Origin of the sequence: Pseudomonas sp. Irchel s3a10, from assembly GCF_900187525.1 — a bacterium.
Taxonomy (GTDB): Bacteria; Pseudomonadota; Gammaproteobacteria; order Pseudomonadales; family Pseudomonadaceae; genus Aquipseudomonas; species Aquipseudomonas koreensis_G.
Map to the genome: position 1 here is coordinate 484,363 of NZ_FYDR01000004.1, position 21,822 is coordinate 506,184.

Annotated in this window: 23 protein-coding genes; 13 read left to right on the plus strand and 10 right to left on the minus strand. The window is 60.5% G+C overall.

Annotation, left to right across the window (positions count from 1 at the left end; translation table 11 throughout):
• Nucleotides 1–80: 80 nt before the first annotated feature.
• The 6 genes from CKW11_RS15060 to CKW11_RS15090 all read left to right on the plus strand — a co-directional run bounded on the left by CKW11_RS15060 (nt 81) and on the right by CKW11_RS15090 (nt 6,576).
• Entirely contained in the window at nt 81–995 is a 915-nt protein-coding gene (locus tag CKW11_RS15060) for a branched-chain amino acid ABC transporter permease (RefSeq protein ID WP_007915894.1), read from the plus strand.
• A 3-nt stretch (nt 996–998) separates the two neighbouring features.
• On the plus strand, nt 999–2,300 hold the full coding sequence (gene livM, locus CKW11_RS15065) for a high-affinity branched-chain amino acid ABC transporter permease LivM (protein ID WP_095138138.1): 1,302 nt from the start codon (nt 999–1,001) through the stop codon (nt 2,298–2,300).
• The gene (locus tag CKW11_RS15070) at nt 2,297–3,169 is read left to right on the plus strand and encodes an ABC transporter ATP-binding protein (RefSeq protein ID WP_095138139.1); all 873 of its coding nucleotides are present in this window, start codon (nt 2,297–2,299) and stop codon (nt 3,167–3,169) included. Before livM ends, CKW11_RS15070 begins: the two co-directional genes overlap by 4 nt.
• Nucleotides 3,166–3,882 (plus strand): ABC transporter ATP-binding protein, encoded by a 717-nt coding sequence (locus CKW11_RS15075; protein WP_095138140.1) that lies wholly within the window; start codon nt 3,166–3,168, stop codon nt 3,880–3,882. Before CKW11_RS15070 ends, CKW11_RS15075 begins: the two co-directional genes overlap by 4 nt.
• Before the next feature lie 849 nt (nt 3,883–4,731).
• A complete protein-coding gene (locus CKW11_RS15085; RefSeq protein WP_027613536.1) occupies nt 4,732–5,496 on the plus strand; it encodes an SDR family oxidoreductase in 765 nt (254 codons plus the stop codon).
• Between the two features lie 174 nt (nt 5,497–5,670).
• Nucleotides 5,671–6,576, plus strand: a complete 906-nt coding sequence (locus CKW11_RS15090) for a cation diffusion facilitator family transporter (protein WP_095138141.1) — start codon at nt 5,671–5,673, stop codon at nt 6,574–6,576.
• 122 nt (nt 6,577–6,698) lie between these two features.
• Here CKW11_RS15090 and CKW11_RS15095 read toward each other — a convergent pair whose 3' ends face one another.
• The 7 genes from CKW11_RS15095 to CKW11_RS15125 all read right to left on the minus strand — a co-directional run bounded on the left by CKW11_RS15095 (nt 6,699) and on the right by CKW11_RS15125 (nt 12,088).
• Complete coding sequence (locus CKW11_RS15095; protein ID WP_095138142.1) at nt 6,699–7,832, minus strand: AGE family epimerase/isomerase; 1,134 nt, start codon at nt 7,830–7,832, stop codon at nt 6,699–6,701.
• Nucleotides 7,833–8,013: 181 nt separating this feature from the next.
• Nucleotides 8,014–8,586, minus strand: coding sequence for a HupE/UreJ family protein (locus CKW11_RS15100; RefSeq protein WP_095138143.1), 573 nt, complete (start codon nt 8,584–8,586; stop codon nt 8,014–8,016).
• A gap of 27 nt (nt 8,587–8,613) precedes the next feature.
• Entirely contained in the window at nt 8,614–9,228 is a 615-nt protein-coding gene (ureG, locus tag CKW11_RS15105) for an urease accessory protein UreG (protein WP_095138144.1), read from the minus strand.
• An 11-nt stretch (nt 9,229–9,239) separates the two neighbouring features.
• Nucleotides 9,240–9,914 carry an urease accessory protein UreF gene (locus tag CKW11_RS15110; protein ID WP_095138145.1) on the minus strand — a complete coding sequence of 225 codons (675 nt, stop codon included), beginning with the start codon at nt 9,912–9,914 and terminating at the stop codon, nt 9,240–9,242.
• Entirely contained in the window at nt 9,911–10,411 is a 501-nt protein-coding gene (gene ureE, locus CKW11_RS15115; RefSeq protein WP_003221180.1) for an urease accessory protein UreE, read from the minus strand. The genes CKW11_RS15110 and ureE overlap by 4 nt, the downstream gene beginning before the upstream one ends.
• A 319-nt stretch (nt 10,412–10,730) precedes the next feature.
• Nucleotides 10,731–11,363, minus strand: a complete 633-nt coding sequence (locus CKW11_RS15120) for a TetR family transcriptional regulator (protein ID WP_027613541.1) — start codon at nt 11,361–11,363, stop codon at nt 10,731–10,733.
• A gap of 176 nt (nt 11,364–11,539) precedes the next feature.
• On the minus strand, nt 11,540–12,088 hold the full coding sequence (locus tag CKW11_RS15125; RefSeq protein ID WP_047600649.1) for a hypothetical protein: 549 nt from the start codon (nt 12,086–12,088) through the stop codon (nt 11,540–11,542).
• A gap of 385 nt (nt 12,089–12,473) precedes the next feature.
• On the opposite strand from CKW11_RS15125, the gene CKW11_RS15130 reads away from it, so the two are divergent.
• A complete protein-coding gene (locus tag CKW11_RS15130; protein WP_095138146.1) occupies nt 12,474–14,549 on the plus strand; it encodes an AsmA family protein in 2,076 nt (691 codons plus the stop codon).
• Nucleotides 14,550–14,652: 103 nt separating this feature from the next.
• On the opposite strand, the gene CKW11_RS15135 is transcribed toward CKW11_RS15130, so the two are convergent.
• On the minus strand, nt 14,653–15,183 hold the full coding sequence (locus tag CKW11_RS15135) for a bacterioferritin (protein ID WP_047600645.1): 531 nt from the start codon (nt 15,181–15,183) through the stop codon (nt 14,653–14,655).
• Between the two features lie 100 nt (nt 15,184–15,283).
• On the minus strand, nt 15,284–16,234 hold the full coding sequence (locus CKW11_RS15140) for a LysR substrate-binding domain-containing protein (protein WP_177440002.1): 951 nt from the start codon (nt 16,232–16,234) through the stop codon (nt 15,284–15,286).
• A gap of 108 nt (nt 16,235–16,342) precedes the next feature.
• On the opposite strand from CKW11_RS15140, the gene CKW11_RS15145 reads away from it, so the two are divergent.
• From CKW11_RS15145 to CKW11_RS15155, 3 genes are all read left to right on the plus strand, one after another.
• On the plus strand, nt 16,343–16,981 hold the full coding sequence (locus CKW11_RS15145; RefSeq protein WP_095138148.1) for an FMN-dependent NADH-azoreductase: 639 nt from the start codon (nt 16,343–16,345) through the stop codon (nt 16,979–16,981).
• Nucleotides 16,982–17,287 (plus strand): multidrug efflux SMR transporter, encoded by a 306-nt coding sequence (locus CKW11_RS15150; protein ID WP_095138149.1) that lies wholly within the window; start codon nt 16,982–16,984, stop codon nt 17,285–17,287.
• A 91-nt stretch (nt 17,288–17,378) separates the two neighbouring features.
• The gene (locus CKW11_RS15155; protein WP_095138150.1) at nt 17,379–18,269 is read left to right on the plus strand and encodes a triacylglycerol lipase; all 891 of its coding nucleotides are present in this window, start codon (nt 17,379–17,381) and stop codon (nt 18,267–18,269) included.
• Between the two features lie 120 nt (nt 18,270–18,389).
• On the opposite strand, the gene CKW11_RS15160 is transcribed toward CKW11_RS15155, so the two are convergent.
• The gene (locus tag CKW11_RS15160; protein ID WP_027613549.1) at nt 18,390–19,277 is read right to left on the minus strand and encodes a DMT family transporter; all 888 of its coding nucleotides are present in this window, start codon (nt 19,275–19,277) and stop codon (nt 18,390–18,392) included.
• A gap of 96 nt (nt 19,278–19,373) precedes the next feature.
• Here CKW11_RS15160 and CKW11_RS15165 point away from each other — a divergent pair, with 96 nt between their 5' ends.
• The 3 genes from CKW11_RS15165 to CKW11_RS15175 all read left to right on the plus strand — a co-directional run bounded on the left by CKW11_RS15165 (nt 19,374) and on the right by CKW11_RS15175 (nt 21,754).
• Nucleotides 19,374–20,168: a helix-turn-helix transcriptional regulator gene (locus CKW11_RS15165; protein ID WP_095138151.1), complete on the plus strand. Its 795-nt coding sequence runs from the start codon at nt 19,374–19,376 to the stop codon at nt 20,166–20,168.
• A 63-nt stretch (nt 20,169–20,231) separates the two neighbouring features.
• Nucleotides 20,232–20,537: a PsiF family protein gene (locus CKW11_RS15170; protein WP_007966973.1), complete on the plus strand. Its 306-nt coding sequence runs from the start codon at nt 20,232–20,234 to the stop codon at nt 20,535–20,537.
• A 203-nt stretch (nt 20,538–20,740) separates the two neighbouring features.
• Nucleotides 20,741–21,754, plus strand: coding sequence for an AI-2E family transporter (locus CKW11_RS15175; protein ID WP_095138152.1), 1,014 nt, complete (start codon nt 20,741–20,743; stop codon nt 21,752–21,754).
• Nucleotides 21,755–21,822 lie beyond the last annotated feature (68 nt).

Genomic DNA, 21,822 nt, shown 5'->3' on the forward strand with positions numbered 1-21,822 from the left:
TTGCTCCGACGTAAATCTGTATTTTTCCTAGAAGAACCGCCCGCTTCGGTGGGCAGGTTCTCATTGCGTGAGATTGCGTTATGGATGGTATTTTCCTGCAGCAACTGGTCAACGGCCTGACCCTCGGGTCGGTCTATGGCCTGATCGCCATCGGCTACACAATGGTCTACGGCATCATCGGCATGATCAACTTCGCCCACGGCGAGGTTTACATGATTTCCGCGTACCTGGCGGCAATCAGTCTGGCTCTGCTGGCTTACTTCGGTATTGAATCCTTCCCGCTCCTGATGCTCGGCACACTGATTTTCACCATCGTGATCACAGCGGTGTATGGCTGGGTCATCGAGCGTGTCGCATACAAACCCCTGCGCAACTCCACTCGACTGGCACCGTTGATCAGCGCCATCGGCATTTCCCTGATCCTGCAAAACTACGCACAGATCGCCCAAGGCGCCAAACAACAGGGTGTGCCTACCCTGCTGACCGGGGCTTGGCGTGTTGAAGTCGGTACTGGCTTCGTGCAACTGACCTACACCAAAGTCTTCATTCTGGTGGCCGCATTCGTCGGTATGGGTCTGCTGACCTACGTGATCAAGTACACCAAGCTCGGCCGCATGTGCCGCGCCACTCAGCAAGACCGCAAGATGGCCTCGATCCTCGGGATCAACACCGACCGGGTGATTTCCTATGTGTTCATCATCGGTGCAGCCATGGCGGCTCTGGCCGGCGTGCTGATCACCATGAACTACGGCACGTTCGACTTCTATGCCGGTTTCATCATTGGCATCAAGGCATTCACCGCGGCGGTGCTCGGCGGCATCGGCTCTCTGCCTGGTGCGATGCTTGGCGGGATCATTCTCGGCATTTCCGAGTCGCTGTTCTCGGGCCTGGTCAACTCCGACTACAAAGACGTGTTCAGCTTCTCGCTGCTCGTACTTGTTCTGGTCTTCCGGCCTCAGGGCCTGTTGGGCCGTCCTCTTGTGTCGAAGGTGTAAGCGATGTCTTCAACCACTAAAACAACCATCGATATCAAAAAAAGTCTGGTTGAGGCGGTCCTGGCCGGCCTGATTGCCCTGATCGTATTCGGGCCGATTGTCGGCGTCGTCCTCGACGGTTACAGCTTCAACCTCGAATCGACCCGTGTGGCGTGGATCATCGGCATTGTCATGATCGGCCGGTTTGCCCTCAGCCTGTTCCTGCAAACCCCCAAAGGCCTGAAAATTCTCGACAGTTTCGAGAGCACCGGGTCCGGTGTGCATGTGCTGCCTGCCGATCACAAATCACGCCTGCGCTGGATCATTCCGCTGCTGATTGTGCTCGCCGTCATCGTGCCGTTTGTCTCCAACTCGTACCTGCTGGGCGTGGTCATCCTCGGGCTGATCTACGTGCTGCTGGGTCTGGGGTTGAACATCGTGGTCGGTCTGGCCGGTTTGCTCGACCTCGGTTACGTGGCGTTCTACGCCATCGGCGCCTACGGTCTGGCGCTGGGTTATCAATACCTCGGGCTGGGCTTCTGGACCGTGCTGCCACTGGCGGCGATCACCGCAGGGCTTGCCGGCTGCATCCTCGGTTTCCCGGTGCTGCGTCTGCACGGCGACTATCTGGCAATCGTGACCCTGGGCTTTGGTGAAATCATTCGCCTGGTCCTCAACAACTGGTTGTCGCTGACTGGCGGCCCGAATGGGATGCCGGCGCCGCTGCCGACCTTCTTCGGTCTGGAGTTCGGCAAGCGGGCCAAAGATGGCGGGGTGCCGTTTCACGAGTTCTTCGGCATCGCCTACAACCCGGACGTGAAGTATTACTTCATCTACGCGGTACTGTTCCTGGTGGTGTTGGCTGTGTTGTACATCAAGCATCGTCTGGTGAAGATGCCAGTGGGTCGCGCCTGGGAAGCGTTGCGCGAAGATGAAATCGCCTGCCGCTCGATGGGTCTGAACCACGTACTGGTCAAACTTTCGGCGTTCACCATCGGTGCATCGACCGCGGGCCTGGCCGGGGTGTTCTTCGCCACCTATCAAGGCTTCGTCAACCCGACCTCGTTCACCTTCTTCGAATCGGCACTGATCCTCGCCATCGTCGTACTCGGCGGCATGGGTTCAACCATCGGTGTGGTGATCGCTGCATTTGTGCTGACGGTTGCCCCGGAACTGCTGCGCGGCTTCGCTGAATACCGCGTGCTGCTGTTCGGCATCCTGATGGTGTTGATGATGATCTGGCGACCACGAGGGCTGATCCGCATCAGCCGTACCGGGGTCACTCCACGCAAAGGTGCCATTCACTATGAGAGGACTGCGCCATGAGTGAAGTCGTACTCTCTGTGGAAAAACTGATGATGCACTTCGGTGGCATCAAGGCCCTGAGCGATGTCAGCCTCAAGGTCAAACGCAACTCGATCTTTGCCCTGATCGGGCCGAACGGTGCCGGCAAGACCACGGTGTTCAACTGTCTGACCGGGTTCTACAAGGCCTCCGGCGGCAAGATCGAGCTCAACGTGCGTGGCCAGCAGACCAACGTCATTCAATTGCTGGGCGAGTCGTTCAAACCGACCGACTTCGTGTCGCCGAAAAGCTTCCTCAGCCGTCTGTACTACAAGATGTTTGGCGGCACCCACCTGGTGAACCGCGCCGGCCTGGCCCGGACGTTCCAGAACATTCGCCTGTTCAAGGAAATGTCGGTGCTGGAAAACCTGCTGGTGGCGCAGCACATGTGGGTCAACCGCAACATGCTCGCCGGCATCCTCAACACCAAGGGCTACCGCAAGGCCGAGAGCGATGCGCTGGACTGCGCGTTCTACTGGCTGGAAGTGGTCGATCTGGTGGACTGCGCCAACCGTCTGGCCGGTGAACTGTCCTACGGCCAGCAACGCCGTCTGGAGATCGCCCGGGCCATGTGCACACGGCCGCAGATCATCTGTCTCGACGAACCGGCCGCCGGCCTCAACCCTCAGGAAACCGAAGCGCTGAGCGCGATGATCCGGCTGCTGCGCGACGAGCATGATCTGACCGTGGTGCTGATCGAACACGACATGGGCATGGTAATGAGCATTTCCGACCACATCGTGGTGCTGGATCACGGCGTGGTCATCGCCGAGGGCGGGCCCGACGCGATCCGCAACGATCCGAAAGTGATTGCCGCCTACCTGGGCGCCGATGAAGAGGAACTGGTATGAGCCAACCGATCCTCGAACTCAAAGACCTGGACGTGTTCTACGGCCCGATCCAGGCCCTCAAAGGCGTGTCGCTGCAGATCAACGAAGGCGAGACCGTCAGCCTGATCGGCTCCAACGGCGCGGGTAAATCGACGCTGCTGATGTCGATCTTCGGCCAGCCACGGGCGGCGGGGGGGCAGATCCTCTATCAAGGCGTCGACATCACTCACAAGTCCTCGCACTACATTGCCTCCAACGGCATCGCGCAGTCGCCGGAAGGGCGGCGGGTGTTCCCCGACATGACCGTCGAGGAAAACCTGCTGATGGGCACCATCCCGATTGGTGACAAGTACGCCAAGGAGGATATGCAGCGCATGTTCGAGCTGTTCCCGCGGCTCGAAGAGCGTCGCACTCAACGGGCGATGACCATGTCCGGCGGCGAGCAGCAAATGCTCGCTATTGCCCGCGCCCTGATGAGTCGGCCGAAGCTGTTGTTGCTCGATGAGCCGAGCCTGGGCCTGGCGCCAATCGTGGTGAAACAGATCTTCGCCACCCTGCGTGAACTGGCGAAAACCGGCATGACCATTTTCCTCGTCGAGCAGAACGCCAACCATGCGTTGAAGCTGTCGGATCGGGCGTACGTGATGGTCAACGGCGAGATTCGCCTGACCGGTACCGGTAAAGAGTTGTTGGTGAACGAGGAGGTGCGTAACGCCTATCTGGGCGGGCACTGATTCTGCTTGAGTTGTCCACAAAGCCCCGCGACGAAAGTCCCGGGGCTTTTTACATCCCAAGTCCAGCGCAAATCCCCTGTAGGAGTGAGCCTGCTCGCGATAGCGGTACTAAATTCCGCATTCGAGGTGGCTGATACACCGCTATCGCGAGCAGGCTCACTCCTACAAGGTTTTGCGCGATTTACAAAATTGTGGAAAACAAATTCCCATCGCTGCCAAAGCGCGACATATAGACGCTGCAAATGGCTGTTTTTCCACAGTTTTGACTTGTCCCCGTTTACTGTGGAGCTGGCTGTGAATAACGTGGGAGTAGCTGGCTGAAGCCCTTGTTGAACGTGGCCTGCAGGCTGGTGATTGATTTTTGATCAGGTGTTTTTGCGGGAGCTGAAGACGCTGTTGTCAACCTTTTTCTAGGCTGTGCTGTAGAGGCAATTTCATGTGAGTAAGCCTGTGGATAAGTCTGTGACTAAACTCTGGAAAGACTGCGCTGAGGGCCGTAATTACTGGCCTCGCGCAATCACCGCGCTGACCGGCCGGTCGTGCAAAATGCCATCTCCGGCACAACAGCTGCTTCAGGGTCAAGCAAAAAACTTTCTATTTCCCGCGCAAAGCCTTGTGTGGCGCGGCTTTACGCGTTTCCACTTGCCCCCGGAAACTGTGGAAGGGACTGTGGATAACGTGCGTGCACATGGCTACAGGCCACGCCACATAAGGTGTAGCGACGATTGATCGAATTTTGATCGGAAGATGTCCCGGTGCAGGTGTTGCTCGTGAATGCCGGGCCGGGCATGCTGGCTGCTGATTTTCTATTCCAATGGCTGCGCTGGCGGCCGACGCAAGGAGAACACGATGTCCAACACCCTGTTTATTACCGGCGCAACCTCCGGTTTTGGTGAAGCCTGTGCCCGTCGTTTTGCCGAGGCCGGCTGGAAACTGGTGTTGACCGGTCGTCGTGCAGAACGTCTCGACGCCCTGTGCGCCGAGCTGTCGAAACAGACCGAAGTGCATGGCCTGGTGCTCGACGTGCGTGACCGCAAGGCAATGGAAGAGGCGATTGCCAATCTGCCACCGTCGTTCGCCAAGCTGCGTGGCCTGATCAACAACGCCGGGCTGGCGCTGGGCGTCGATCCAGCACCCAAATGCGATCTCGACGACTGGGACACCATGGTCGATACCAACGTCAAAGGCCTGATGTACAGCACTCGTCTGCTGCTGCCGCGGTTGATCGCTCACGGCCGTGGCGCCGGCATCGTCAACCTCGGTTCGATCGCAGGCAACTACCCGTACCCGGGCAGCCACGTGTATGGCGCCACCAAGGCGTTCGTTAAGCAATTCTCGCTGAACCTGCGTTGCGACCTGCAGGGTACTGGCGTGCGCGTCAGCAACATCGAGCCTGGTCTGTGCGAGAGCGAGTTCTCGCTGGTGCGTTTTGCCGGTGACCAGGAACGCTACAACGCGACCTACGCCGGTGCCGAGCCGATCCAGCCGCAGGACATCGCCGAGACCATCTTCTGGGTGCTCAACGCCCCGGCGCACATCAATATCAACAGCCTGGAGCTGATGCCGGTGAGCCAGACCTGGGCCGGGTTTGCCATTGAGCGTAACAAGGCCTGACACCGCCTTGAGGCCATTCGCGAGCAAGCTCGCTCCCACATTTGATCGCGGTCTCATGTGGGAGCGAGCTTGCTCGCGAAGGGGCCGTCACAGGCAATAAATACCGATAAGGTAAACTCCCCTCGCAACAACCCCACCGCACCCCGCGGTTTTCAAGGTTTTCGAGGAGTTAAAGTGAGTAACCGAGGTGAGCAGTCACTGCTCAAACAATCGACCATCCTGATGTTCGCGGTGTCGATTGCCGGGATCGTCACCGGTTTTGTTTCAGGTTCGCAATCCATCCTTTTCGATGGTTTTTTCTCGCTGATCGCAACGTTCATCAAAGTGCTGATGCTGATCACCGCCAGGCTGATCGCCAAAGAAAGCAATCACCGCTTCCAGTTCGGTTTCTGGCATCTGGAGCCGATGGTGCTGCTGATCGAAGGCAGCTTCCTGCTGTTGATCGCCATCTACGCGTTTCTCAACGGTGTGTTCGGCATCATCAACGGTGGCCGCGAGATCGAGCTGGGACTGGTGATCATTTATGCGGCGGTGTTCACCGTCGTCGAATTCGCCTATTTCTTCTACGTGCGTCGGCGTAATCGCAAGCTCAAGTCCAGCCTGATTCAGTTCGACAACATCAGCTGGCTGGTGGACGCGATGCTCTCGGTGGGTCTGTTGATCAGTTTTCTCGCCGCGTTGCTGCTCAAGGCTCAGGGTTTTGACGAGTGGGCGAAATTTGTCGACCCGCTGATCCTGATCGTGCTGGCGCTGACCATGCTGCCGCCGGCGTTCAAGATCCTCGGCCCGGCGCTGCGTGATGTACTGGGTATTGCCCCGGACACCTTGGATGATCAGGTGCGTCAGGTCATGGAAGCGGCGAAGGCCGAGCATGGTTTCGATGATTACGTGACCTACGTGCAGAAGCACGGGCGGGCGCGGTTTATCGAGATTCATGTGGTGTTGCCGGCGGATTACCGGCTGCAGAGCGTGGGGCAGCTGGATGCCTTGCGTGAGGAAATTTCGGCGCAGCTCGGCGAGCCGGATGCGGCACGCTGGTTGACGATCAGCTTTACGGGCGACAAGAAGTGGATTGCCTAGAGACCGTGTAACGGCTATTCGCGAGCAAGCCCGCTCCCACAGGAATCCGAGCTGTACACAAATTTTGTGTTCGCTGAAATTCCCCTGTGGGAGCGGGCTTGCTCGCGAAAGCTATTTTTCAATCAACGCAGATATTCAGCCAGCCCGCTGTAGCACGTCGCCAAGTGATAAGGCGTCGTCGAAGGCATGTCCTTGCGGCTGACCTCTCCCAGCTCATCCCGGCATTCATGCCACCCGCCCGCATGCAGAAACCGCTGCTGCAGCGCCTGCAACTGGCGCAGTACGGTGGCTTCGCTGTCCGGGCGCAAGGTCAGGGCGCGCAGGTATTCCGCCTGCGCCCAGATGCGCTGAGTCGAATCTTTCGGGCGACCGTCCAGTTCCAGATCGAGCATTGCCCGCACGGCGCCGGACGGCTGTTCAACGCCGAATTGCTCGGTGAACGCGAAGGCTCGCTCCAGCGCCGCGTGCAGTTTCGAACCGCGCAGCAGGGCTGAAGATTCAAGCAGGAAATACCATTCGAACTGATGCCCTGGCTCGTACCAGTTATCCACAGCCCCGAGCGGTTTCTCCATCAACACACCATGCTGCGGATCGACGAACTGCTTGTGCATGGCTGTGCATAACTCGACCAGCGCTTGCTGCGTCGCCGCGTCTTCACGCACCGCCAAGGTGGCGAGGAACGCTTCGGCCAAGTGCATCAGCGGGTTTTGCAGTGGCCCGGTTTGCAGGGTTATCCAGTCGCGGTCCAGACAGGCTTCGTACAGGCCATCACCGGTGGCGAAGCGCCGGCCGATGATTTCCAGTGCGGCGTTGAGCGTGGATTCCACCAGCGGCTCCCGGGACTTGGCCCAGTAATGGGCGCAGGCGAAAAGGATGAAGGCGTGGGTATAGAGATCTTTGCGCTGATCCAGCGGCTTGCCTTGCGCGTCGATACTGTAGAACCAGCCGCCGTGCTCGGCATCGTGGAAATGCCGTTGCAGCGAGCGGAACAGCGCGGCGGCGCGTACCTCGGCGTTATCCACAACCCCGATCAGGCTGGAAAACAGATACAGCTGCCGTGCGCAGGCCATCGCCCGATAGCGTTGCGGTGGCAACGGATGATGCGCCGCGTCGAGTGCTTCGTAGGGCAGCGCCATGTCGGCGTTCCAGCCCGGGCCTTGCCAGAGCGGCACGATCACGTTCAGAAAGTGCTGTTGCACGTTGCTGAACAGGGCGGTCAATTCGGGCAGGGAGGTGGAGCGGGAGGCATGGGGCATTGGCGGACGTCGTCACGGCTGGGGCGATTGCGCGACATGGTAGCAGAGCGGCGTCCTTTAGAGACGCGGTGTCTGTCAGACCGCTTTCGCGAGCAAGCCCGCTCCCACAGGTTTTGTGTACACCACAAATCCAGTGTGGGAGCGGGCTTGCTCGCGAAGAGGCCGGTTCAGGCGATAGTGATCAGCCTGCCAGCAACCAGGCGCCGGTCAGCGCCGAAGCAGCACCGGCCAGTCGCACCAGCGGCGCAGCAGCATGAGGCAACACGCGCACCAAGCCATAACCCGCCGCATGCAGCGCCGCCGTCGCCGCGACAAAACCGGCGGCATACGCCCAAGGGCTGCTCATGTCCGGCAGTTCCAGGCCATGCGCCACGCCATGGAACAACGCAAACAGTGCCGTTGCCGTCACCGCCATCACCAGCGGCGGACGCACGGCCAGTGCCACCGCCAGACCCAGCGCCAGCACCGAAGCGGCGATCCCGCTTTCCAGCGCCGGCAGCTCCAGCCCTTCAAAGCCGAGCATGCCGCCGATCAGCATGGTGCCGACGAATGTGCACGGTAGCGCCCAGCGCGCCGCGCCTTGTTGCTGCGCCGCCCACAGGCCGACCGCGACCATCGCCAGCAAGTGGTCGAGGCCACCGATCGGGTGGCTGATGCCGGCGACCAGACCGCTGTCGCCGTGGCCCGGGTGGGCGAAGGCCAGGGCCGGGGTCAGCAGCAGCGCCACGGCGCCGAGAATACGTTTGAGTGTCATGGAGAAGCTTCCTTGTTGGTCAATAAGTCAGGCGGCGTTCAGCAGGCCCTGGCGTTCGATGAAGGCGATGATTTCTTCCAGGCCCAGACCGGTTTTCTGGTTGCTGAAGACGAATGGCTTGCCGTTGCGCATGCGTTTGGTATCGCTGTCCATCATCTCCAGCGAGGCGCCGACCAGCGGTGCCAGGTCGATCTTGTTGATCACCAGCAGGTCGGACTTGCAGATCCCCGGTCCGCCCTTGCGCGGCAACTTGTCACCGGCGGAGACGTCGATCACGTAGATGGTCAGGTCCGACAGCTCCGGGCTGAAAGTCGCCGACAGGTTGTCGCCGCCGGATTCCACCAGAATCAGGTCCAGCCCCGGAAAGCGCCGGTTCAATTGATCGACCGCTTCGAGGTTGATCGAGGCGTCCTCGCGAATTGCCGTGTGCGGGCAGCCACCGGTTTCCACGCCGATGATCCGCTCCGGGGCCAGCGCTTCGTTGCGCACCAGAAAGTCGGCGTCTTCGCGGGTGTAGATGTCGTTGGTGACGACGGCCAGGTTGTAGCGATCGCGCAATGCCAGGCACAGGGCCAGGGTCAATGCGGTCTTGCCGGAACCGACCGGGCCGCCGATACCGACGCGCAGGGGTTGTGTGTTCATGGTTTGTTCTCCTAAGAGCGAAACAGTCGGCTGTACTGGCGCTCATGCGCCATGCACGCCAGGGACAGGCCGAATGCGGCGCTGCCGATGTGTTCGGGATTGATGCGGGTGGCGTCCTGCTGCGCCTGTTGCAGCAGCGGCAGCAGTTCGCTGGTCAGACGCTGGGCGGCTTGCTGGCCCAGCGGCAGGGTTTTCATCAATACGGCGAACTGGTTTTCCAGCCAGCTCCACAGCCACGCGGCGAGGGCGTCCTGCGGGTTGATGCCCCAGGCGCGCGCGGCGAGTGCCCAGCCGAGGGCCAGGTGCGGTTCAACGCATTGCTCAAGAAAGCTGCGGGCCGGCGTGTCGAGTTCCGGAAGACCATTGAGCAATTGCTGCAGCGAGTAACCCATCTGCCGGCTCTCCAGATGCAACTCACGGGTCTCGCGGCTGGCGCGGTGGGTTTCGCAGAGGCGCAGCAACTCGGGCCAGTTTTCCTCGGCCGCGGCCTGACAATGGGCAAGCAGCAGCGGCGCCTCGAAACGCGCGAGGTTGAGCAGCAACTGATCGCTGATCCAGCGGCGGGCACTGTCCGGGCTGTTCACGCGGCTGTTATCCACCGCCATTTCCAGGCCTTGCGAATAGCTGTAGCCGCCAATCGGCAGTTGCGGACTGGCCAGGCGCAACAGCGCCCAGGCCGGATTCACAGGCGTACGCCGAACTGATGAAGTTTGGGCGCGTAATTGAAATCTTCGTCGCCATGCCGCGAATGGTGATGGCCGCCGCCGTAGGCACCGTGTTCCGGCTGGAACGGCGCCTCAATCGCCTCGACCTGGGCACCAAGCTGTTCGAGCATGGCCTTGAGCACGTAATCGTCGAGCAGACGCAGCCAGCCATCGCCGACTTGCAGAGCGACATGGCGGTTGCCCAGGTGATAGGCGGCGCGGGTCAGTTCGAAGGCATTGGCGCAGGTGACGTGCAGCAGTTGCTCGGGGCGGGCGCAAACGCGAACGATGCGGCCGTCCTCGGCCTGTAGGCATTCGCCGTCATATAACGGTGCCTGACCGCGCTCCAGAAACAACCCGACGTCTTCACCGTCGGCACTGAAACAGCGCAGGCGGCTTTTGCTCCGCGCTTCGAAGGTCAGGTGCAACTCGGCGGACCAGACAGGTTGAGGGTCGATTCTGCGATGAATCACCAGCATCGGAAAGCTTCCAGCAGTGGACTTGTAGGAGGGCTAGAGCAAGGTGCTTGCCAACCGGGCGAGATGTAGGAAATCCCTGTCGGAGCGTAGAGGATGTTTCAAGATGTTGCGGAATTTTGGAAGGTTTTGGTGCGTGAAGATTTTTACATGCACCAAATGTGAGCGACGGTGCATGACCAAGGTGGGAGCGGGCTTGCTCGCGAAAGCGGTGCATCAGTCAACAATGAAGTGACTGACCCACCGCTTTCGTCGGATCGCCGCTCGGAGCAAGCCCGCTCCCACAGGGGATCAGTGTTGTGTCAGAGAAAGAGAGAGGGAATTACTCTGTACTGCCCAGCCCTTGCCAATGCTTGAGGCCGATAAAGATGAAGCGCAATTGCTGGGTGATCTTCGCCTGTGGCGTCAGATGCTCCGGCAGGGCTTCGGCAGGCGGGTCGATGATGTCCGGCAGGGTGGCGAATACCGATTTGACGATCAGGTCGGCGATCACGCTCAGACCGGCAGCGTCCAGATGCTGCAACTTGGGCATCAATGTCAGGTCGGCCGCGAGGTCGGCGCTGATGTTTTCGCGCAGGCGGCCAATCGCCTGACGTACCGGTTGCGAACCGCCGTACTGCTCACGAGCGAGAAACAGGAATTGCGAACGGTTGGCGCTGACCACGTCGAGGAAGATCCGCACCGACGCATCGATGATGCCGCCCATGACGAATTCGTTGTGGCGCACCAGGCGAATGGTTTCGCGGAAGGTCTGGCCGACTTCACTGACCAGCACCAGACCCAGCTCGTCCATGTCGGCAAAGTGCCGGTAGAAACCGGTGGGCACGATGCCGGCGGTCTTGGTTACTTCGCGCAGGCTCAGGCTGCCGAATCCTCGGCCGCTTTCCATCAAATGGCGGGCAGCGTCCATCAGGGCGTTGCGGGTCTGTTGTTTCTGTTCGGCGCGGGGCAGCATCGCAGAGGCGTTTTCTTGAGCGGGACAAGCGCCGCACTCTAGCAAATCGGCTTTGCTGGCGTCGAACGGCAGGGGGGGGGGAAGTCAGCGGAAAAAGGGATTTTGCAGATTGTCAGTGCTGAAAAAGTCAAAAGCCCAATCCGGTGATTGGGCTTTTTTTCCAGGCCGCCATGGGCTTAGCTCAAAGCGCTGTTGCGTTCGATCACACGGTCACCACCGCCTTCGGCAACGGCTTGGCCCAGTGGGGTTTTATCGAAACCGTCTTCAGCCAGGGTCTGGCCTTGTGGAGTGCGGTCGCTGCCGTCGGAAGCCAGGGTTTGACCCTGTGGAGTGCGGTCGCTGCCATCGGAAGCCAGGGTCTGCCCCTGTGGAGTACGGTCGCTGCCATCGGAAGCCAGAGTCTGACCTTGTGGAGTCTTGTCATAGCCGTCTTGCACCAGACCTTTCTCTTCCAGGCGATCACGGCCGCCTTCTGCTACAGCTTGACCTTGTGGAGTCTTGTCGTAGCCATCTTGTACAAGGCCTTTTTCTTCCAGACGATTACGGCCGTTTTCAGCCAGGGTCTGGCCTTGTGGAGTGCGGTCGCCGCCATCAGCAGCAACAGTCTGGCTGAACACCGAGTGGCTGGATTTCACTTGTGGGGTAGCCTGTTCGGCAGCGGGCAGGGCGAAAGCAGTGCTGGCTAGCATCGAGAGGGTAAGGCTGAGCAGTAATTGGCGTTTCATGATGGGTTGCTCCTTGGGAGGGCGATAAAGTGGGTACGAAGCCAATGCTACTCTCGATAAGTCGATATAAAAGTTCATAAACGCAATGGTAATAATCAACAGAATTGATTGTTCTGCCGAGGCGCTCTAGCTCGGGCGTTTGCGGGCGGTGGTTTTGCACCGTGGTGGGTATTTTCGACTCACTCGCGCCTCGCAAATGTGCGGGTGGCGGTAACGCTGCTCGACCAATCAGTCAGCATTCGGGCGATTTTTTGCCATGGAATCCATATTTCGATTAAACCTGCGTACTGTTTGCCAGTCGTAGATTTCATGAGGGCCGCTTTGGCCCGCCGTTTCAGCTGTGCGTCGCGAAATCGGCGTGCGGTCGTCATCAGGAGTTTTGTGCATGACGCGCACCGGAAAAATCTTCAGTTGGACCTTCGCCATCCTCGTACTGTTGCTGGCGGTACTGGTTCTGATCATCGTGTTCTTCGACTGGAACCGGATCAAACCGCCGCTCAACGCCAAAGTCTCGGAAGAATTGCATCGACCGTTCGCCATCAATGGCAACCTTGCGGTGATCTGGCAGCGCGAGCCGGACGAGGGCGGCTGGCGGGCTTGGGTGCCGTGGCCGCACGTGGTCGCTGAAGACCTGACGCTGGGCAATCCGGACTGGTCGAAGCAGCCGCAGATGGTCACGCTCAAACGCGTGGAGCTGCGCATCTCGCCATTGGCCCTGCTGGCGCAACGGGTGACCATCCCGCGCATCGACCTGACCGAACCCAATGCGCAACTGCAACGCCTGGCTGATGGCCGCGCCAACTGGACCTTCAAGTTCGACCCGAAAGACCCGAATGCCGAACCGTCGAACTGGGTGGTGGACATTGGCGCCATCGGTTTCGACAAGGGCCACGTCACGCTCGATGACCAGACGCTGAAGACTAATCTCGACGTATTGATCGATCCGCTGGGCAAGCCGATTCCGTTCAGCGATATCGTCGGCGCCAAAGCCGCGAAGACCGCGCAGGACAAGGGCGCCGCGCCGCAGGACTATGCGTTCGCGCTGAAGGTCAAAGGCCAATACCACGGCCAGAACCTCACTGGCCAAGGCAAGATCGGCGGATTGCTGGCGTTGCAGGACGCGAACAAACCATTCCCGCTGCAGGCCCAGGCGAAGATCGGCGCCACCAGCATCGAGCTCGCCGGCACCTTGACCGATCCGCTCAACCTCGGCGCTCTTGATCTGCGGCTGAAACTGGCCGGTGCCAGCCTCGGCAACCTCTATCCACTGACCGGAGTGACCCTGCCGGACACGCCGCCGTACGCCACCGACGGCCATCTGATTGCCAAGCTGCATGATGCGGGCGGGGCGAAGTTCACCTATGAACAGTTCAACGGCAAGATCGGCGGCAGTGATATTCACGGCAATCTGACCTACGTCGCCAGCCAGCCACGGCCCAAGCTCAGCGGCGCGTTGCTGTCCAATCAACTGCTGTTCGCCGACCTTGCGCCGCTGATCGGCGCCGACTCCAATGACAAGCAAAAGGCCCGCGGCGGCGAGAGCAAGCAGCCGACGGACAAAGTGTTGCCGGTGGAAGAATTCAAGACCGACCGCTGGCGCGCGATGGATGCCGATGTCGAGTTCACCGGCAAGCGCATCGTCCACAGCGAGAAACTGCCGTTCACCGACCTCTATACCCACCTGAAACTCAACGACGGTGAACTCAGCCTCGAACCGCTGCGCTTCGGCGTGGCCGGCGGCAATCTGGACGCGCAGATCCGTCTCAACGGTCGCACCGAACCTTTGGAGGGCCGGGCCAAACTGACCGCGCGCGGCTTCAAGCTCAAGCAGTTGTTCCCGACCTTCGAACCGATGAAAACCAGCTTCGGCGAGCTCAATGGCGACGCTGACATCAGCGGTCGCGGCAACTCGGTGGCCAAGCTGCTCGGCGGCGCCAACGGCCAGTTGAAGATGCTGATCAACGACGGTGCCATCAGCCGTGAGCTGATGGAACTGGCGGGGCTCAACGTCGGCAACTATGTAGTCGGCAAAATCTTTGGCGACAAGGAAGTGAAGATCAACTGCGCGGCGGCGGACTTCGACATCAAGACCGGCCTGGCGACCACGCGGTTGTTTGTGTTCGATACCGAGAACGCGATCATTTACATCGACGGCACCGCGAACATGGCCACCGAGCAACTGGATCTGACCGTTACGCCGGAATCCAAGGGCTGGCGTCTGATTTCGCTGCGCTCACCGCTGTACGTGCGCGGCAAGTTCATCAAGCCGGACGCCGGGGTCAAGGCCGTGCCATTGATGCTGCGCGGCGCGGGGATGGTGGCGCTGGGCGTGATTGCTGCGCCGGCTGCGGGGCTGCTGGCGCTGGTGGCGCCGAGTGGTGGGGAGCCGAATCAATGCGCGCCTCTGCTTGAGCAGATGAAGTCGGGCAAGGCGCCGGTCACCGTCAAGCCAACCAAGTAAATCTTCAGCGTCTGTAAAAGCGTCATCGCGAGCAGGCTCACTCCTACAGGTACAGCGCAAATCTTGTAGGAGTGAGCCTGCTCGCGATAGCGATATAGAAGGTTCAGAGGTCTTTCAGAATGTCGGCCATGTCATCGGCATGCTCTTCTTCCTGCGCCAGGATGTCTTCGAAGATGCGCCGGGTGGTCGGGTCTTTTTCGCCGATGTACTGAATGATCTCGCGGTAGCTGTCGATGGCGATCCGCTCGGCCACCAGGTCTTCGTAGACCATTTCCTTCAAGGTGTTCCCGGCCACATATTGGGCGTGGGACATTTTCGACAGCAGGTCCGGGTTGAACTCCGGCTCGCCGCCCAGCTGCACGATGCGCTCGGCCAGACGGTCGGCGTGTTGTGCTTCCTGGGTTGCGTGTTCGAGGAATTCGTCGGCGGCCACGTTGGCTTTCAGACCGTTGGCCATGAAGTAGTGACGCTTATAGCGCAGCACGCAGACCAGTTCAGTGGCCAGCGATTCGTTGAGCAAGCGCAGCACCTCTTCACGGTTGGCGCTGTAGCTCTCGGTTACCGCGCCGTTCTCGACGTGTTGCCGTGCGCGTTCGCGCAGGGTTTGAACATCAGACAAATGCAGGTCGCTCATTTCAGTCTCCTGGAGGCTAATCCGATTGGCGTCACGTTCTGCGGACGTGATCGCTTACCCAGGTTGTGAGTCCTGCGCGATGCAAAAAGTTTTATCGGTTTTACGCCGAGCCCCCTGCAGGTGCTGCCGAAGGCTGCGATCGTGGTGTCAGGCCGGACAACACGGCCTCCTCCTGCAACCAGGCAAAAAACGCCCGTACCGGCGGATGCCGCTCCCGTCCCGGCACACACAGCGCGCTGTACCCGGCACCATCGACCTGCACCTGACCCTTGTATGGCACCAGCAACCCGCTGGCGACGCTTTGCGAGACCAGAATATTGCTCGCCAGCACCAGACCTTGCCCGGCAATCGCTGCTTGCAGGGCGTAATGCTCTTCGTCGTATTCGCGGATCGCCAGTTGCTGGTTCAACCAGTTTTCGCCTGAGCCAGCACACCACGCTTCCCAGCCGTGGGCATACAGCTTCGAGTTGTGCCAACGCACGCTGATCAGCGCCGGCGTGCGCCGGGCGGCCAGCGCCACTTGCTCCGGCGAGCCGTACACGCCAAAAGACTCATCGAACAGGCACACGCCGTAAAGATTGGGGTAGTCGTCGAGGCTGTAGCGCAACACCAGATCGACGCTGGCGTCCTGATGCAGGTCGATGACTTCGCAGTGGGTATCGAGGCGCACGTTGATGTTCGGGTGTTGCGCATAGAACCGCCCGAGGCGCGGCACCAGCCACAGCGCGGCAAACGCGGCGGTGGTCGACAGTGTCAGGCTGCTGCCACTGCGTTGCGGACGCAGGGTGTCGACGCTTTGCGCGACTTCCAGCAGCGCGCCGTGCAGGCTGCGAAACAGCCGCTCGCCACCTTCGGTCAGGCGTACCTGACGTGGCAAACGTTCGAACAGCGCCACGCCAAGCCAGTCTTCCAGCGCGCGAATCTGATGAGAAATCGCCGTGGGCGTAACCGATAACTCTTCGGCGGCAGCCTTGAAACTCAGCAGCCGCGACGCGGATTCGAAGGCGCGCAGGGCGGTCAGCGGCAACGAGGCGAACATTGAATACTCCATGGGTGAAATGGATTCATCCCGACTGATTTTTGCTCAGTTGAGACAGCAGCGGGTCGGCGCCAATCTGGCGCCACTTAGCCACTCAAGTCTAGTCCCAAGGAGTTTCAGATGAGCAAGATTCTTGCGATCCATGCCAGCCCGCGCGGTGATCGTTCGCACTCACGACGTTTGGCAGAAAGTTTTCTCAGCGCCTGGCAGGTGCGCCATCCACAGGCGCAGGTCACCCGCCGGGAAGTCGGACGGGCGCTGATCCCGCCAGTCAACGAAGCGTTTGTGGCGGCGGCTTTTTACCCTGAACCCGAAGCACGGCCGTTGTCGATGCAGGCCGATCTGGCGCTCAGCGATCAACTGGTCGGCGAGTTGTTCGAACACGATCTGCTGCTGATTTCCACGCCGATGTACAACTTCAGCGTGCCCAGCGGACTCAAGGCCTGGGTCGATCAGATCGTACGGTTGGGCCTGACGTTCGACCACACCCTGGACAACGGCGTGGCCCAGTACACGCCGCTGCTGCAAGGCAAGAAAGCGCTGATCGTCACCAGTCGCGGCGGTTTCGGCTTCGGCCCCGGCGGCGAACTGGAAGCGTTGAACCATGCCGATCCGTGGTTGCGCACCGCGCTGGGCTTTATCGGCATCAACGACGTCAGCGTGGTCGCGGCCGAGGGCGAAGAGTCGGCCGAGCGCACCTTCGCCGTGTCAGTGGCCGAGGCCGAGCAGCGTTTGCTCGACCTCGCCCGGACGTTCTAAGTGGCCTGGCTGTTCCTGCTGATCGCCGCCGGCTTCGAGGTGACTTTCGCCATGGGCATGAAGTACACCGAAGGCTTCACCCGCTTGTGGCCGTCTCTGATCACGGTGGCGGCGGCGATTGGCGGGATCTACTTCCTGACGTTAGCGATGCGCGAGTTGCCGGTGAGCATCGCCTATCCGATCTGGACGGCGATCGGCTCGCTGGGCACGGTGTTTCTCGGTTTTGCCCTGCTCGGCGAGAGCCTGACCCTGGTCAAACTCCTGTCGGTGGGGCTGATTGTGGCGGGGGTGGTGGGCCTGAAGTAGGCTGATGGTGCAGTTGTCATCATCAGGGAGGAAGCTTGGCGGGCGTTTTGCACGTCTGGCATCCACTCAGCGACCACAAGGATGTTTGCCCATGTCACAAGGTTCGGCGACACGTTATCCACTGGTACTGGTGCCGGGCATGCTCGGGTTTATCCGGCTGCTGCTGTATCCGTATTGGTACGGGATCATCAAGGCGTTGCGCCGTGGCGGGGCGACGGTGATTGCGGTGCAGGTGTCGCCGCTCAATTCCACCGAGGTGCGCGGCGAGCAGTTGCTGGCGCGGATCGACGAGATTCTGCGCGAGACCGGCGCCGCCAGAGTCAATCTGTTCGGCCACAGCCAGGGTTCGCTGACCGCGCGTTATGCCGCTGCCAAACGGCCGGATCTGGTCGCCTCGGTGACCTCCGTGGCCGGGCCCAATCACGGTTCGGAACTGGCCGACTATCTGCAGAAACACTACCCGGCGAACAGTGCCAAGGGCCGCGTGCTTGAGGTGCTGTTGCGTTTTGTCGGCTGGCTGATGGCATTGCTGGAAACCGGCTATCACGGGCCGAAACTGCCGGTGGACATCCACGCTTCGCATCAATCGCTGACCAGCGAAGGCGTGGCGCTGTTCAATCAGCGTTATCCACAGGGCCTGCCCGAGACCTGGGGCGGGCAGGGGCCGGAAGAGGTCAATGGCGTGCGGTATTACTCGTGGTCGGGAACCTTGCAACCGGGCAAGACCGATCGCGGCGGCAACCTGTTCGACGGCACCAACCGCAGCTGTCGCTTGTTCGCGAAAACCTTCGTGCGCGAGCCAGGGCAGTGTGACGGGATGGTCGGGCGCTACAGCTCACACCTCGGCACGGTGATTGGCGACGACTATCCGCTGGATCACTTCGATATCGTCAATCAGTCGCTGGGGCTGGTGGGCAAAGGGGCGGATCCGGTGCGGTTGTTTGTCGAGCATGCGGCGCGGCTAAAGGCTGCGGGATTGTGACTCGCTTTTGTGGCGAGGGGATTCATCCCCGATGGGCTGCGCAGCAGCCCTTGTTTTGAGATAAATAGCGGGGTCGCTTCGCGCCCCATCGGGGATAAATCCCCTCACCACAGGGCAAAATCAGGCAACGCTGAGTTTGCGGCCTAGAACGGTGGTCCAGCGCTCGGAAAGAATCACCCCACCCAACGTCAACACCCCACCCACCAGGTGATACATCGCCAGCTCTTCCTTCAACACCACCGCCGCAATCAGCGCGGTAATCAGCGGCAGCAGGTTAAAGAACAAGGTCGTGCGACTCGGCCCCAGACGCTGCACCGCCTGCATCCACGCCAGCGGCGCGAGCATCGAGGCCAGCAGGCACGCATACAGCACCAGCGGAATGTTCTGCGCGGTGAAGCCGGTTTTCGGCGAGGCGGCGTACAGCGGAAACAGCACCACAATCGCCACCAGCACCTGCAAATACAACAACACCAGCGGCGGCAGGCGCAGCTGCCATTTTTTCAGCAAGGTGCTGTAGATCGCGTAGGCCAGGGTGGCGATCAGCATCATCGCGTCACCCAGGTTTACCCCGTGTTGCAGCAAGGCGCCGAGGCTGCCGGACGACACCACCACCAGCACGCCGGCGAACGACAGCACTGCGCCGAACAAGGCGCCGGCGGTCAGGCGCTGGCCGAGGCTGATGATGGCCATGGCCAGCGACATCAGCGGCATCAATGACAGGATGATGCCCATGTTGGTCGCCGTGGTCAGGGTCGCGGCGAAGTAGGCGAGGCTTTGATACACCGCCATCCCGAGCACGCCGAGGATGAAGATCTTGCCCAGATTCGGGCGGATCTGCGGCCAGTGTGCAATCACCGCTTTGAGCATGAACGGGGTGAACAACAGACCGGCGAGCAGCCAGCGATAGAAACCGATCTCGGCGGGGAAGATCGCCCCGACCGCCAGTTTGTTGATCACGGTATTGCCGGCCCAGATGAAAATCGCCAGCAGGGGAAACGCGTATTGCATGGGTTAAAACCAGAACGTTGATGAACGCTGATTATCCCTTGTCTGGATGCAGCCCTATACTGCGAACCGGACAACCTGCCTCTGCAACCGGACAGCATGAACAGCAAACACATCGATCTGCTGGATTTCAGCGAACTGCCGTCGGCGGTGTACTTCCGCTACGCCGACTTCAACGCCCATGAATACGCCGCGCCGCACCGTCATCCGTGGGGCACGCTGGAGTACGCGGCCCACGGTGTGCTGCACATGGACGTCGACGGCAACCGCTTCATGTCGCCGCCGCACTACGCGGTGTGGGTGCCGCCGCAGGTCGAGCACAGTTTCTACAGCCACCAACCGGTCAACTATCGCGCGGTGTGCCTCGATCCGAAGGTCTGCGCCGATCTGCCGGCGCGCGCCTGCACCCTGGCGATCAGCGACATCCTCAAGGCGATTCTCAAGGACTTCGCCGCCCGCGACGTGAAGATCCCCGAACTGGAGGCCGATCAGCGTCTGGCCCAGGTGCTGGTCGATCAACTGCAACAGGCGCCAGTGCATGAGTGCTATCTGCCGTATGCGAGCAATCCCGGGCTGCTGGCGATCCTCGACGCGTTGCAGGCTGAACCGGGGAACAACCAGCCACTGGCGCACTGGGCGGCGCAGGTGCACGTCAGCGAGCGTACGTTGGCCCGGCAGTTCGTGCGCGAGCTGGGGATGAGTTTCGGCGAATGGCGTCAGCGTCTGCGCTATCTGGCTGCCATCGAGGCCCTGGAAAGCACGAAGAGCGTGCAGGAAATCGCCTTCGATCTGGGTTACAGCGGCGGCTCGGCCTTCATCGCCATGTTTGCCCGGCAGGCCGGCTGTACGCCGGAACAGTATCGGCGTAGCCACCTGGAAGGCAGGAAGGTGTAACAAGATTTGGCTACACTTCAGCGCAGGCCGCCTCCATCGATGCGGCGACAAGGAGAAAACTCCATGAAGATGCTGCGTGTCCCGTTGTTGATGATCGGTCTGCTCCTGTGTTCCCAGGGTTTCGCCGCCACGGCGCAACAGAACAAAATGACCACCTGCAATGCCGACGCTACCGCCAAGAGCCTCAAGGGCGACGAGCGCAAGACTTTCATGAGCACCTGCCTCAAGGCAGCACCGGCCGCCAATGACGGCAAAGTGCTGACCCCGCAGCAGGAAAAAATGAAGACCTGCAACGCCGATGCGAAAACCAAGGCGCTGACCGGCGATGCGCGCAAGACCTTCATGAGTGATTGCCTGAAGAAAAAGTAAGCACTTGAGTCTTGTGGTGAGCGGGCTGGCCTCTTCGCGAGCAAGCTCGCTCCCACAGGAGTGCGCATTCCAATGTGGGAGCGAGCTTGCTCGCGAAGAAACCGGTCTTGGCACCGCCAATCTCAAGCACCGCATATACCTAGTGCTCTCCCCGGAACGCTGGCAGACTGCCAATCCTTTTACGCCGTTCGTTTTGAGGCTGTATGCCAACGTTTTCTGAGCGTCATGTTGTGTTCTGGGTCAGTTGCATCATTATCTTTGGCGGTCTGTTGCTGGTGTTGCCGCTGCGTTTGTTGCCCAGCCTGCTGGCGGGTCTGCTGGTGTTCGAACTGGTCAACATGCTCACGCCGCAACTGCAACGGCTGATCGAAGGCCGGCGTGCGCGCTGGCTGGCAGTGGCGCTGCTCGGCACATTGGTGGTCAGTGCGCTGGCGCTGATCTTTGCCGGCGCCATCAGTTTCCTGCTGCACGAAGCGGAAAACCCCGGCGCCTCGCTCGACAAATTCATGGGCGTGGTCGATCGCGCGCGCGGGCAACTGCCGCCGTTTCTTGATGCCTACCTGCCGGCCAGTGCCGCAGAATTTCGCGTGGCTATCGGTCAATGGGCCAGCAAGCACCTGTCCGAGCTGCAACTGGTAGGCAAGGACGCGGCGCACATGTTTGTCACGCTGCTGATTGGCATGGTGCTCGGCGCGATTATCGCCTTGCAGCGCATTCCCGACGTGACCAAGCGCAAACCGCTGGCCGCGGCACTGTTTGACCGTCTGCATCTGCTGGTGCAAGCCTTTCGCAACATCGTCTTCGCGCAGATCAAGATTTCCCTGCTCAACACGATCTTTACCGGGGTCTTTCTGGCGGTGATCCTGCCGATGTTCGGCATCAAGCTGCCGCTGACCAAGACCCTGATCGTCCTGACCTTTCTGCTCGGCCTGCTGCCGGTGATCGGCAACCTGATGTCGAACACGCTGATCACCATCGTCGGCCTGTCGCTGTCGATCTGGGTGGCGTTGGCGGCGTTGGGCTATCTGATCTTTATCCACAAACTCGAATACTTCCTCAACGCGCGCATTGTCGGCGGGCAGATCAGTGCCAAGTCGTGGGAGTTGCTGCTGGCGATGCTGGTGTTCGAAGCCGCGTTCGGCCTGCCGGGAGTGGTGGCGGGGCCGATTTATTACGCGTATCTGAAGAGTGAGTTGAAGCTGGGCGGGATGGTTTGATTCAAGCCTTATAGCGTTTGAAAGGGCCCTTTCGCGAGCAAGCCCGCTCCCACAGGTTGAGTGTGATC